The following is a 12,737-nucleotide window of genomic DNA, read 5'->3' as shown; positions in this document are numbered from 1 at the left end:
GTCACGCGGGCCAGCCCAGCAGCACGGCGCCGGCCATCACCAGCACCGCTCCAGACACCTGCCTGCGCCCGGGCCGCTCGCCCTGCAGCACCGCGAGCCCCAGGGCGAAGGCGATGGACGTGTTGCGCAGCGTCAGCACCGCTCCCGCGCCCACGTGCGCGAGCGCCGTGAGCAGCAGCGCGAACGACAGCGTGCACAATCCCCCCGTGGCCAGCACCAGCAGCGGGCTGCGTCGCACCTGCTGAAGCACCGCGCCCTGGCGCCCGCCTCGCATCCGCGTGAGCAGCAGCAGGGGCAGCGCCACGCTCAGCGCGAGCGCGAAGAGCGCCGGAGGCTGGGCCCCCGCCCCGAGCGCCTTCTTGTAGGCCACGTGGTAGCCGGCGATGCACACCGCGCTCACCCCCGCCCAGGCAATGCCCCGCGCCGCCGAGCCCCGCGGGCGCACCAACCCCGTCACCACCAGCCCCGCGCCCAGCACCCCCGCGCCCGCCACCGTGAGCGGCGTGAGGGCCTCGCCCAGCCAGAGCACGGACACCGGCCACACCAGCAGCAGGGCTCCGCCGCGCGCCACCGTGTACGCGAGTCCAAGGGGTGCGTAGCGCAGTGAACGCGCGAGCGAGAACAGGTACACGCCCTCCCACGCCCCCGCGCAGAGCCCCCACGCCCATCCGCTCCGGGTGGGAAAGGCCTCGCCGCGCAGCCCCAGCGCCCACAGCCCTCCCAGCACGACGGCCACGGTGATGACGCTCACCACTCCCGCCTCGGGATCCTCCTGCCGCTTCAGCAGCGCGTTCCACAGCGCATGCAGGAATGCGGACAGCAGCACCAACGCGAGGGCGACAGGCTCCACCACGGCTCCAGGAAAGAGAGCCCGGTTCTACCTTTCTTCCAACGTGAGGGGTTGCGTGCTCCGCGCAGCAGACACACCGTGCTCCAAGGGGTGGTGGGCGAAAGGGCGGGAAAAAGCAGCCGCCTCGTCATTTCTCTCCGAGAACCGGGCGGCTCGTTCGTGTACTCTATATCCGGAACTCTCGGAGAAACCGGAAAACTATGCCCCGGCCCGAATCTCACGCCCCGACACTGGATGTCCCGAACCTCGCCGTCCATGCGCTCTGGGGTGCGTGGTTCTCCGCCGTGCTGTGGGGGTGGAGCTCCTGGCCTCCGGGCGTGCGCATCGCGGCAATGGGTGTCGGCTGGGCGGTGATGTTCTGGAACTACGCCGCGCTGCACAACCACATGCACGTGCCGATCGCCCGGCCTCGGGCGCTCAAGTGGGTGGTGTCACGGACGCTCGGGCTGGCGTGCGGCTTCGCCTACCGCGGCTATTACATCCACCACTTCAACCACCATAAGTACAACGATGGGCTGGGAGACTGGGGCCGGCCCCGGCCCGGCGAGGGCGCGCTCCACTACTGCGTGCGCTGGGCCCTCACGCCGTGGTTCTGGCCGTGGGAGGCGGTGGGGCTGGTGTGGAGCGGCTGCAAGACGCGGAGCCAGCGGCTGGAGCTGCTCCTCGATTTCGCCGTGGTGGACGGCACGCTCCTGGCGCTGCTGCTGTGGCAGCCGTCGCTCGGGCTCTCGCTGCTGGCCATGCTGCTGGTGGGCCAGGCGTGCATCCACTACCTCAACCTGGCGGCGCACGTGGGCTCGGACTCCACGGACCGCACGGCCCTGGCCGTCACCTCCACCTCGCGCTTCTACAACCGCTACTTCTTCAACGCGGGCTACCACCAGGCGCACCACCTCAAGCCGCAGCTGCCCTGGCGCGCCCTGCCCGCTCTCACCGAGGCGCTCGTGCGGCAAGGGCAGCACCGCGCCTCGCTCTACACCGAGCCGGCGCCCATCCATCCGGCGTGGGCGGCCCGTGTCGCCGCCTTCCGCAGGGCGATGGGAGGCCGGGAGCGCCCCGCCCCCGTGCCCACTCCCACCGTGGAGAGCCCGGGCACGCCCTCCTGACTCAGATGGCCTCGCCCGAGCGCGCGGTCAGCGCCCGCACCACCTCGAGCACGTCCGTGAGCCGCACCGGCTTGCTGAGGTAGGCATCCGCGCCGGCCTCCAGGCACCGCTCGCGATCTCCCGGCATGGCCAGCGCGGTGAGCGCCACCATGGACAGGTGCGAGGTGGCGGACTCGGAGCGCAGCTGGCGGATGACGTCCAGCCCGTTGAGGCGCGGCATCTGGATGTCCATCAGCACCACGGCGGGGCTCACCTCGCGGCACAGCCGCATCACCTCTTCGCCATCGCGTGAGATGAGGACGTTGAAGCCGTGCGCCTTGAGGTACTCCTCCAGGTGGTGGGTGTTGGCCTCGTTGTCGTCCGCGATCAACACCGTGCACGCGGCGAGCCCCGCGGCCGGAGACGGGGGGTTGGCCCGCGGGCTCGGTAGCAGGGGCTTGCGCGGCTCCTCGACACTCGGCTGATCCACTGACAGCACCGCCGTGAAGCGGCTGCCCTTGCCCACTTGGCTCTGCAGCTCCACCCGGCCGTGGTGCAGATCCACCATGCGGCGCACCAGCGCCAGCCCCAGCCCGGAGCCCTCGTGGCGGCGATCCAACCCGGCATCCAGCTGCACGAAGGGCTCGAAGATGCGCTGCCAGTCCGCCTCGGCGATGCCCGGGCCCGTGTCCCACACCGAGAAGGCCACCTCGCCGCCCGGCCGCGCCGCCACCTCCAGGCCGATGCTGCCCCCGTTCGGGGTGAACTTCTGCGCGTTGGTGAGCAGGTTGAGCAGCACCTGCCGCAGCCGCCGGCGGTCCGCCCACACGGTGGGCTCCTCGGCGTTGTTCGAGTAGGAGACCGTGATGCCCTTGCGGCGGGCCTGCTCGCGCACCAGGCGCAGGCTCTCCTGGCACACCTCCTCCACCGGCACCGGCGCCAGCTCCAGCTCCAGCCGCCCCACGGTGCTCTTGGTGATGTCGAGCACGTCGTTGATCAGCGACAGCAGGTGCCGGCCGCTCTCCTCGATGGTCTTCAGCGAGGAGCGCTGCTCCTCCGTGACGGGGCCGAAGATGCCCTCGCTGATCGCCTCCGCCTGGCCCAGCACCGCGTTGAGCGGGGTGCGCAGCTCGTGGCTCATGTTGGCCAGGAACTCGTCCTTCATGCGTGCCAGGCGCTGCAGGTTCTCGTTCGTCCGGCGCAGGTTCTCACGCAGCAACTCCTGCTCCGCCTCGCGCGCCTTCCGCGCGGTGATGTCCACGTGGTAACCGGTGACGCGCACGCCCCGGCCCTTCTCGTCGCGCACCACCAGGCCGTAGCCGGCGATCCACCGCCACGAGCCATCCTTGGCCCGCATGCGGAACTCGTTCATGTAGCGATCGCCGTGCGAGGCATCCTTCACGTGCAGGAGCGCCGTCTGCTGGGTCACCTGCCGGTCCTCGGGGTGAATGAGGCGCGCCAGGGTGTCCAGGCTGTTCTCCAGCTCGTTGTCCTCGTAGCCCAGCTGCGCCTTCCACACGGGCGAGAAGTACATGTTGCCCGTGGGGACGTTCCAGTCCCACAGGCCGAGCTGGCCGGCGCTCACCGCCAGCTCCAGGCGCTGGTTGATCTCGTGGAGCAGCTGCGCCATGCGCCGCTGCTCGGTGATGTCCACCGAGATGCCCAGCACGAAGTCCTGGCCGTCCGGCGAGCGCAGCGGCCGCTTGCGCGTCTCGAACCACCCCACCGAGCCATCGGGCTTGGTGAAGCTCTCCTCCAGGCGCACCTCGGACCGGGTGGTGAGCACCGCCTGATCCACCGCGTCGTAGACCTTGAGCTCGCCCTCGTCCGTGTGGATGGAGGCGTTTTGCTTGAGCACCACCTCGTCCGGAGGCGCGCGGAACAGCTCGCCCACCGCCTGGTTCACGAAGATGAAGCGGCCCCGGCGATCCTTGACGAAGATCAGGTTCGGATCCGCGTCGAAGATGCCCAGCATGAAGGCGCGCTGCTGCTCGGCGATGTCACCCTGCGGCTGGATCAGCTTGCGGCTGAGGCGGCGCTCCCAGGCGGCGGGCACCTCCTCCATGGACGTCTTCAGCTCTCCGCCGCGGATGAGCAGCCCCCCACCCTCGAGCGTGTGGCGCACCAGGCGCCAGGTCGCGGGCTGAGTGCCGTCCTCCAGGGCCGGGCTCGTCCACTCGAAGGTCCCCTCCGAGGAGGACAACAGCCGCTGGGCGAGCGGCTCGCCGAAGAGCTCCGCCAGCGCGCGGCCACGAGGGGCCATGCCCAGCAGCCGCTCACTACCGGGCGAGCAGTGCTGGACGGCTCCCGCGGTGTCCGCGAGCAGCCATAGGGGAAGTTCAGCCACGACGGGCGCAGAGGTGCTCATGACAGGGATCTCGAGAGACTCACGATGGGGCGCCAGGGGTGGAGGGCGTGAGCGCGGGGATGTCCAACACCATCCGCGTGCCACTCCCAGGCTGGCTCTGGACCTGGATGGTGCCCCCCCACGACTCGACGAGCTGCTTCACCACCGGCAGGCCCAAGCCCGTCCCAGAGCCCACGGGCTTGGTCGTGAAGAAGGGCTCGAAGATGCGAGCGAGCACCTCCTGGGGCATGCCGGGCCCGTTGTCCTGCACCCACGCCTCGACGCGATCGCCGGGCATGGCGCGCACGCCAATCTCGATGCGCGGCTCGCGCCGATCCGCCACCGCGTCCGCGGCGTTGCTGAGCAGGTTGAGGAACACCTGCTGGGCGTGCACCTTGTTGGCGCGGATGAGGCAGGCCTGCTGAGGGACCACCAGATCCACCAGCGCATGCCGGGTGCGCCCGGTCAGGCGCAGCATGTTGCGCACCTCGTCCAGCGTCCGGGAGAGATCCAACTCCCCGACCCCGCTCTCCTTGTTGGGCCGGGAGATGTTGAGGATGGTGCGCGCCAGCTCGGTGACGTGCCCCCCCACGTGCACGAGGATGTCCCGGACGTTGAGCATCTCCTCGGGCGTCGTCGTCGGCGCCTCGAGCGCGCCGCGCAGCACCTGGGCGATGTTGTTCAGCTCGTGGCTGACGCCGGCGGCGAAGGTGCCCAGCGTGGCCAGGCGGTCGGCGCGCAGCACCTGCTGGCGCAGCTCGTCCACCGTGGCCAGCGCCCTGTCTCGCTCCGAGGCCACCAGCCGGTGGTAGTCGCGCACCTTGAGCAGGTTCGACACGCGCGCCCGCAGCTCGGCGCCATGGACCGGCTTGTGGAGGAAGTCGTCGGCGCCGGCCTCCAGGCCTCGGACGATGTCGCTGCGCCCATCCAGCGCGGTGATGAGGATGACGGGGACATAGTCCCCTCCCAGGCGCTCGCGCACACGGCGGCACACCTCGAAGCCGCTCATGCCCGGCATCATCACATCGAGCAGCACCAGATCCGGCGTCTCCTGCTCCACCGCCGCCAAGGCCTCCTCTCCGTTGGCCGCGAAGCGGACGAGGTACCCCAAGGGGGACAGCAGGGCCGCCACCGTGTTGCGGCTCGCGTTGTCGTCATCGGTGATGAGCACCCGACGCGGTGGTGAGTTTGTGGGGCTTTGCGCGGACGACGGGGAAGGAGCCTTCTCGGGCATTTTAACGACTTTTTAACATGACCCCCTCTGATCGATCCAACCGGCCCGAGGGGAACGTGGGCTCGGCTCCCCTCCCACTTTCACGCATAGTGAACGCTTCCGGAGCGAGCCCTCCCCTCTCCCCACGGGGTCCGCCAGAATCCCGGGCACCATGTGAAACATTTATTTCGGGCGAAACATGTTTAATTGGTAACCCTGGACGCTCGTGAAGCAGCCGGGATAATTTGAAATGATATATTATTGAATTTAAGCTGAATTTCCATGACCACTCCGACTGGCAGTCCTTATGCCATCAACTGGGATGTCACCTACGCCTGCCCACTGCGTTGCATCCACTGCTACTCGGAGTCCGGGCGGCGCGCCGCCAGCCAGCTGAGCCTGAAGGACATGCTCCGCGTGACGGAGGAGCTGATCTCTCTGCGGCCTGCGTCCATCCAGCTCAGCGGGGGCGAGCCCCTGCTGGTCAAGGGCCTGTTCCAGGTGGCGGAGCGGATCTCCCAGGCGGGGATCCCCCTGGCGCTGTACACCAGTGGCTGGCTGCTCGAGGAGGCCATGCTCCCGGAGCTGCTGCGGCTCTTCACCTGGGTCCACGTCAGCGTGGATGGAGCCACGGCGGGACTCCATGATGCCATTCGCGGCAGGCCGGGCTCGTTCAAGCGCGCCCTGCGGGCCCTGACGCTGCTCGACGGGGCCGTGGCCGCGGCCCGCCAGCGAGGCGACACGGCCTCCCAGTTCCAGTTTGGAATCGACTGCGTGGTGGTGCGGAGCAACTTCGCCCGGTTGGAAGAGTTCTGCACGGAGCTGGCTCCCCGGTTCCCGCAGCTGTCGTTCCTGACGTTCCAGGCGGCCATCCCCTCCGGGCTGGCCACCCGGCCGGGCTTCGTCGAGCACGAGCTGCTCACGGACGAGCAGGCGCACTGGCTGGCCAGCGACGAGGGCCGGCAGCACCTGAGCGCGCTCGTGCCTGGCACCGTGCAGCTGCAGCTGTCCGACAGCCGGGCCCTGCAGATGCACCCCGAGCACTTCGCCAGCGGCACGGCCGCCAACTACCTGATGCACGTCGAGGCGGACGGGGCGGTGCGCAGCATGGCCATCTATGAGGGAACGGTCGGGCGGCTGCTGGAGGAGCCCGCCTCGGTGCTCTGGGAGCGCGCGCTCCAGCGGCACAGCGATCCGTTCGTGATCGAGACGCTCACCCCCGTGCGCACGATGAAGGACTGGGCGGAGGCAGCGCGCCGGCTCGACTCCCACTTCGGCTCCGAGGAGGTCCGGGCCCGAATCGCTCGACGGCCCGACTACTTCCCATCTTCCGCCCCAGCCGTCCGCCCGCCGATCATCAGCCTGCGGAAGCCCGCGCCGTGGCGGCTGGAGACAGAGCCTTCCCAGGAGCCGTGACGCCGGCGGCCTGAGGGCACCGGGGCGGCGGGCGCCTCACTGCGGAGGGAGGATGACGGTGACGCGGGTGCCCACCCCCACCTCGCTCTCCACGCGCAGGGAGCCGCCCAGGCTGGTGACGATGGCGTGACTGACGGACAGCCCCATGCCCAGGCTGTTGGGGCGCGTGGTGAAGAAGGGCTCGAACAGGCGCGCGAGCACCTCGGGCTTCATCCCCTCGCCGGTGTCCTGGATCTCCACCACCACTTCTCCGGCCGGACTGGTGCGGGTGACCACCCGGAGCACGTTGCGCCCCGCGTTCCTGTCGGACATGGCCTGCACCGCGTTGAGCAACAGGTTGAGGAACACCTGCCCCAGCCGCGCCTCGTCCGCCTCCACCAGCGGCACGGCCTGGAAGTCCTTCTCCAAGCGGGCGCGGTGGCGCAAGTCGTTGCGGACCAGCTTCAGGCTGTCCTCCAGCACCTGCTGCACATCCACCCAGGCCCGGTGCGCCGGGGGCTCGCGCACCAGCAGGTGGAGATCCTGGACGATCACCCTCAGCCGATCCGCCCCCTCCCAGGAATCGCCCAGCGCTTCAATCACCTCGTCGAACTCTTCCAGCGTCTCCTGGTTCTGCTCGGTGCGCAGGGCCTTGCGCAGCCGGTTGATCTCCTCGCGGGCGAAGGAGAGGTTGGCCATGAGGTAGGCCAGGGGGTTGTTCATCTCGTGGCCCACCCGCGCGGCCAGCGAGCCCAGGGCGGCCATGCGATCGGCGTGGAGCAGGCGCGTCTCCATCTGCTTGCGCGTCGTCACGTCCTTGGCGAACACGCGGACGACGCCGGCCTCCGCCATGGAGAAGACCACCAGCTCCCAGTGCTGCCGCTCCACCTCCACCACGGGCTGGGTGCCCCCGGCCGCGCCGCGCTGGATCCACGCCAGCGCCGCCCCCACGAGCGGGTGCCGGGAGCTCAGCACCATGAGATCCGGGAACGCGGTGTGCGCGGCCGGGTTGGCGTAGCGCAGGGTGCCATCCAGCCCCAGCTCCAGCATCGGCTCGGGATGGAGCAGCGGGAAGGAGGCCAGCCGGTACAGCTCCGTCTCCAGGGTGCTCTGCTCGGTGATGTCCCGCACGAGCAGGGAGGTGCCCGGGGCAGGCTCGCCCGGGGCCGAGGGCTGCGGCGTGGCCTCGGCGGCATAGAGCCGTGTCTGCCCGCTCACCTCCAGGCGGTACTCGGCCCGGCCGCCAATGCCATGGTGCCGCGCCGCGCGCACGAGCGCCTCCAGCGGAACGGCGGCCTCGGCGGGCAGCACCTGCGTCAGCGTGTGGCCTTCCTTGCCCTGGACATCCTGACCGAAGGGCTCGCCGGAGACGCAGACGCGCACGCACCGGTCATCAGGCCCAAGCTCCGCCGCCAGGTACTCCGCGCGCCGGGCCGGCGGGGCCGAGGGAGGCTGGGCCTGAGCGTCGGACACGAGCGTGAAGCCGTCGATCTCGAACAGCCCGAGCAGCGGCTCCAGCCCCATGCCCTCCTGGGTGAGCGAGGTGAGGGCCGTCACCATGGCGGCGGCATCTCCCTCGGCCAACCGGCGGGTGAGGATGATCCCATCCGCGAGGGTGGGCTCGGTGAAGGCGAAGGGCGTCAGCAGGTGCTCGGAGGCGCCGAGCCGCTGGGCCAGGCCCGCGCGCACCGTGACTTCGTCCGGGTGGGTGGTGAAGACGGAGGTGACGTCCGCCTCTCCCAGGAGCACCGCGAGCAGCGCGTTGCGGTAGCTGCCCAGGAAGCGCTGCTCGGAGAAGAGCTGATCCGTGGCCAGCCCCCGCGCCTGCAGGTGATTCCTGGCCAGCAGGTAGCCTCCGGTGGAGAGCGGAGCCACCCAGGCCGCGCGCTGGCCCTGGAGCGTCTCGAGGGTGAGCGGGGCCTGGGCCCGGCAGATGAGCGCGGCGTGGTAGGACCAGCGCCCGGCCCTCACCGCGCGCAGCACGGCGCGAGCTTGGGGCTCGAAGGCGTTGCACTGCTCGGCGGTGGCCCACGCCATGTCCACCCGGCCCGTCGCCAGATCTTCCGCCACCCTCTCGTAGGTGGGCGCCACCTCCACCACGATGGGCCGTCCCGCGCGCTCGGACAGCAGCCTGCCGAAGAACTCGATCCTGACGTGCTGCCTCACCTCGCCCAGGGCGGGGTAGATGAGGAATCGAATGGGCGCACTCAGCGATGACAAACCGTTCTCCTGCCCCTGTGGCTCCCGACGGCTGGCCCTATCGGAACATGCCCCACGCCCCGCAGCGAATACACGATGATCTCGGCTCCCCGATTCCACCGGCTTCACCTGGAACGTAATCGCTCGGACTCCAAAAAAGTCTGAAATGATCTCCTGGCCTGATGGGGGGCCTGCTCGGCGGGCCCGCCGCGGAAAGCAAGCCCCTGGGTCTCCCTCTGTCTGTCATGGCTCAGTGCATCTTGGGAGGGCGCGAGCCCGCCTCGCGCGCCGCCCGCGGTTTGGGCGTCACCATGCGGGTGATGCCGTAGAAGAGCTGATCCTCCGTGTATACCCTGCGCACCCGCGAGTGGCCCGGCACGTAGGAGGGGCCGGGGCGCTCCAGCCACTGGAGCACCCGCACCTCGCCGCGGTGGGCGAAGGTGGACTTCAGCTCGCGAGGACACTCCTTGAGGTAGCGGCGCACCAGCGGCCGCAGGCGGCGGGCGAAGTCCTTGCCCAGCACGTCGTGCCGCCGGCCGGAGTGCAGCGTCCCATCGAAGCGGCGCGAGCAGTGATACAGCTCGTGGATCACCGTCTCGATGCGCGCCTTGGCGGTGGAGCCTCGGAAGAAGAGCGGGCGCAGGGTGATGCAGTAGAGCATCCGCCGGCCGCGGATGCGGACGATGGGCTTGCGCCGGCCCGAGCGATCCACGCTCTTTCCACCCCGGAAGCACAGGGGCTTGACGGTGCCGCGCGAGGCCCGGCGCGCCTCTCCGGCGATCACGAGGATGCGGCTGGCCTTCACGTGGCCGAACTCCGGCATACGGGTGGAGATGTCTCGGATGAGGGCGCGGAGCGCCTTGTTGAAGTTGGGGCGGCGTGGGGCCACGAGTGGTGGACAGTCTAGCGGAAATCCTCTTGGGGGCAGCCCGCGAGGGCCGCACAATGTTGGCCTGTGAAGCCCTCTGCCCTGTCCAAGACTTTTCTTCCTGCCCTGCTGAGCGCCCTCTGGCTCGGGTGCGCCTCGGCGCCGGCCAGGCCCGTCAGCCCTCCCGTGCTCACCCTGCAGGAGGCCTCCGTGCCCACCCAGGGGCTGACGGACGCCACGGTCCACTACGCCGGCCAGGTGGTGAGCTCCGTGCCGGGCGTGCTGGAGAAGGCGGACTGGGAGCTCGTCTCCGAGGGCCAGGTGGTGAAGACGGGGACGGCCGCGCTCAACGTCCCGCTCACGCCCAACCAGCCCGCCGCCTTCTCCTTCGAGGAGCGCGCCCCTTACGTGCGCGGCCCGGAGGACTTGAAGGCGCTGAGCGAGAAGGGCGGGACGATGCTGCTGGCGCTGAGAGGCACACTGACGGTGCGCTCGGGACAGGACGTGGAGACGCTGCCCTTCGCCGCGTCCCGCTCCGTGCGCGGGCCCCGGCTCCCCGAGGTGGTGGTGCAGAGCCTGGATGCGGCGCGCTACTCGGCCACGGAGGTGAACCTCACCTTCCAGGTGGGCGTGAAGAACCCCAACCCCTTCCCGCTGCGCGTGGATCAGCTCAACTACACCTTGCTGGTGGCCGGCAAGTCGCTGGGCGAGGGCACGCTGGCCAAGGCCGACACCGTGGCGGCCTCGGCCACGGGGGTGTATCCGCTGGAGGCCTCGGTGTCGCCGGCCACCTGGGGCACGGACGTGAACAAGCTCATCTCCAAGGGCGTCATCGCCTACACGCTCCAGGGCGAGCTGACGGGCCCGCTGTTGAAGGTGCCGTACCTGCTGGAAGGGAACGTGCGGCTCAACGTGTCCAAGTAGCCCCCGGTAGGCTTCGGCCGTGCCCATCTACCTGCTCGATCCTGAAGATCCGGAGGCCTTCCCCCCGCCCGAGAAGGCGGACCGCAGCGGCGTGCTGGCGGTGGGCGGGGACCTGAGCCCCGAGCGCCTGCTGTCCGCGTACTCGCGCGGCATCTTCCCCTGGCCCGCCGAGGGCACTCCCCTGCTGTGGCATTCGCCGGATCCGCGCTTCGTGCTGGAGCCGGAGAAGCTCCACGTGGGCCGCAGCCTGCGCAAGACGATCAAGGCGGGCACCTACGAGGTGCGCTGGGACACGGCGTTCGCGGACGTCATCGCCGCGTGCTCGGAGGCGCCCCGGCCCGGCCAGAACGGCACGTGGATCACCGATGAGATGCGCGAGGCGTATACCACGCTGCACCGGCTGGGCTTCGCGCACTCCATCGAGGCCTGGGGCGGAGGCGAGCTGAAGGGCGGCCTGTACGGCGTGTCGCTGGGCGCGGCCTTCTTCGGCGAGAGCATGTTCGCGCACGGGCCGGACGCCTCGAAGGTGGCCTTCGCCACGGCCGTGGAGCGCTTCCGCGAGTGGGGCTTCCACTTCGTGGACTGCCAGGTGGAGACCGAGCACCTGGCCCGCTTCGGCGCCGAGCACTGGCCGCGCCGCCGCTTCCTCACCGCGCTGGCGCGGGCGCTGAGGGAGCCCACCCGCCGCGGGCCGTGGACCTGAGCGAGGCCTGTCACGAGAGCAGGCAGGCTCCCTTGACCCAGCCGCCATCCGGTTATGACACTGGGGTGGCAAGCCGCGCATCCTCCCCTGGAGGCCCCATGCCGTTCCCCCCCGGACTCCCTCCCGCCCATTCGCGAGCCAGCATTCCCCGGCAAGAGCGAGCACAGCTGCCCTTCGGTCCGGCGGCGAAGGTGACGCAGGTGCTGCCCGCGGACTCCAAGGTGGTGAAGGAGCCCAGCGGCATCGCCTTCCATGCGGGCCGAGGCACGCTCTTCGTGGTGGGAGATCAAGGAGACGTGGCGGAGCTCACCCGCGAAGGCAAGGTGCTGCGCCGGGCGAACGTCGATGGCCACAACTTCGAGGGCGTCACCGTGGGGCCCAACGGCCGGCTCTTCGCCCTCGAGGAGAAGAAGACGCCCATCATCTACGAGCTGGATCCCGACTCGCTGAAGGTGAAGGCGGAGTACGAGGTGGACACGAAGCGCCACGGCGAGCGGATCATCGGCAACGCGCACAACAAGAGCGCGGAGGGGCTGTGCTACGTGCCCGAGCAGAACGCGTTCTACTGCGTGAATCAGCAACCGCCCCGGCTGGTGAAGCTCGATGTGCCGCTCGACAAGAAGAACGGCAAGGCCAAGGCGGTGGACGTGCTCGAGCTGTCGGACGTCGTCCAGCACCAGGCCTCGGACGTCACCTATGACCGGGCGTCGGGCCACTTCCTGATCACCGAGTCCAGCGGCGGCAAGGGCCAGGGCTCCGTCTACGAGCTGACCCGGGACGGACAGCTGGTGAGCAAGACCTCCGTTCCTGGAGAGAGGGCGGAGGGACTGGCGCTCGATGGATTCGGGGGGGCCTTCATCGCCGATGATGCGGGCGGCGTGCTTCGCGTCGATCCGTGAGCTCAGCGGGCCTGCGCCGGCACCGTGTAGAGGTAGATCGGAGTGCGGTACAGGTCATCGACCACGAGCGACCGCTCGGGCTTCCAGCCTCGAAGCGCGAAGGTGTGGCTGAGGACGCGCGCCCCGGGTGGCAGCTCCGCGAGCAGCTTGGGCGCCAGCCGCGCCATGGCTCCGGGAAACAGGTAGCAGACCACGACGGACGCGCCCGAGAAGGAGGCGCGCAAGAAGTCCTGCCGCCGCAGCTCGAGGTTCGC

At 69.9% G+C, this 12,737-nt stretch carries 10 protein-coding genes and 1 pseudogene; 5 read left to right on the top strand and 6 right to left on the bottom strand.

The genetic code is table 11. The features are described from left to right. Position 1 precedes the first annotated feature (1 nt). Positions 2 to 850, bottom strand: coding sequence for an EamA family transporter (locus tag ACJ8AT_RS03235; protein ID WP_407736052.1), 849 nt, complete (start codon positions 848 to 850; stop codon positions 2 to 4). 200 nt (positions 851 to 1,050) lie between these two features. On the opposite strand from ACJ8AT_RS03235, the gene ACJ8AT_RS03230 reads away from it, so the two are divergent. Beyond that, positions 1,051 to 1,956, top strand: a complete 906-nt coding sequence (locus tag ACJ8AT_RS03230; RefSeq protein WP_407736051.1) for a fatty acid desaturase family protein — start codon at positions 1,051 to 1,053, stop codon at positions 1,954 to 1,956. 1 nt (position 1,957) lies between these two features. Here the strand turns inward: ACJ8AT_RS03230 and ACJ8AT_RS03225 are convergent, their stop codons facing one another. Beyond that, entirely contained in the window at positions 1,958 to 4,303 is a 2,346-nt protein-coding gene (locus ACJ8AT_RS03225) for an ATP-binding protein (RefSeq protein WP_407736050.1), read from the bottom strand. Positions 4,304 to 4,322: 19 nt separating this feature from the next. After that, positions 4,323 to 5,453: a sensor histidine kinase gene (locus ACJ8AT_RS03220; protein WP_407736049.1), complete on the bottom strand. Its 1,131-nt coding sequence runs from the start codon at positions 5,451 to 5,453 to the stop codon at positions 4,323 to 4,325. A 324-nt stretch (positions 5,454 to 5,777) separates the two neighbouring features. On the opposite strand from ACJ8AT_RS03220, the gene ACJ8AT_RS03215 reads away from it, so the two are divergent. Then, the gene (locus ACJ8AT_RS03215) at positions 5,778 to 6,911 is read left to right on the top strand and encodes a radical SAM protein (protein WP_407736048.1); all 1,134 of its coding nucleotides are present in this window, start codon (positions 5,778 to 5,780) and stop codon (positions 6,909 to 6,911) included. A gap of 36 nt (positions 6,912 to 6,947) precedes the next feature. On the opposite strand, the gene ACJ8AT_RS03210 is transcribed toward ACJ8AT_RS03215, so the two are convergent. Together ACJ8AT_RS03210 and ACJ8AT_RS03205 are read right to left on the bottom strand one after the other, a co-directional pair. Further along, positions 6,948 to 9,110 carry a PhnD/SsuA/transferrin family substrate-binding protein gene (locus ACJ8AT_RS03210; protein ID WP_407736047.1) on the bottom strand — a complete coding sequence of 721 codons (2,163 nt, stop codon included), beginning with the start codon at positions 9,108 to 9,110 and terminating at the stop codon, positions 6,948 to 6,950. A gap of 229 nt (positions 9,111 to 9,339) precedes the next feature. Further along, positions 9,340 to 9,978, bottom strand: coding sequence for a putative metallopeptidase (locus ACJ8AT_RS03205; RefSeq protein ID WP_407736046.1), 639 nt, complete (start codon positions 9,976 to 9,978; stop codon positions 9,340 to 9,342). A 66-nt stretch (positions 9,979 to 10,044) separates the two neighbouring features. Between ACJ8AT_RS03205 and ACJ8AT_RS03200 the strand changes: the two genes are divergently transcribed. The 3 genes from ACJ8AT_RS03200 to ACJ8AT_RS03190 all read left to right on the top strand — a co-directional run bounded on the left by ACJ8AT_RS03200 (position 10,045) and on the right by ACJ8AT_RS03190 (position 12,483). Next, complete coding sequence (locus ACJ8AT_RS03200) at positions 10,045 to 10,881, top strand: LEA type 2 family protein (protein ID WP_407736045.1); 837 nt, start codon at positions 10,045 to 10,047, stop codon at positions 10,879 to 10,881. A 19-nt stretch (positions 10,882 to 10,900) separates the two neighbouring features. Beyond that, positions 10,901 to 11,584, top strand: a complete 684-nt coding sequence (gene aat, locus ACJ8AT_RS03195) for a leucyl/phenylalanyl-tRNA--protein transferase (protein WP_407736044.1) — start codon at positions 10,901 to 10,903, stop codon at positions 11,582 to 11,584. A gap of 98 nt (positions 11,585 to 11,682) precedes the next feature. Beyond that, positions 11,683 to 12,483 carry an SdiA-regulated domain-containing protein gene (locus ACJ8AT_RS03190; RefSeq protein ID WP_407736043.1) on the top strand — a complete coding sequence of 267 codons (801 nt, stop codon included), beginning with the start codon at positions 11,683 to 11,685 and terminating at the stop codon, positions 12,481 to 12,483. A 2-nt stretch (positions 12,484 to 12,485) separates the two neighbouring features. On the opposite strand, the pseudogene ACJ8AT_RS03185 reads toward ACJ8AT_RS03190, so the two are convergent. Next, positions 12,486 to 12,737, bottom strand: a pseudogene (locus tag ACJ8AT_RS03185) (SAM-dependent methyltransferase); the annotation flags it as partial.

It is taken from the genome of Hyalangium sp., from assembly GCF_045802625.1.
Lineage (GTDB): Bacteria > Myxococcota > Myxococcia > Myxococcales > Myxococcaceae > Hyalangium.
This window is presented reverse-complemented; position numbering and strand designations above follow the sequence as displayed.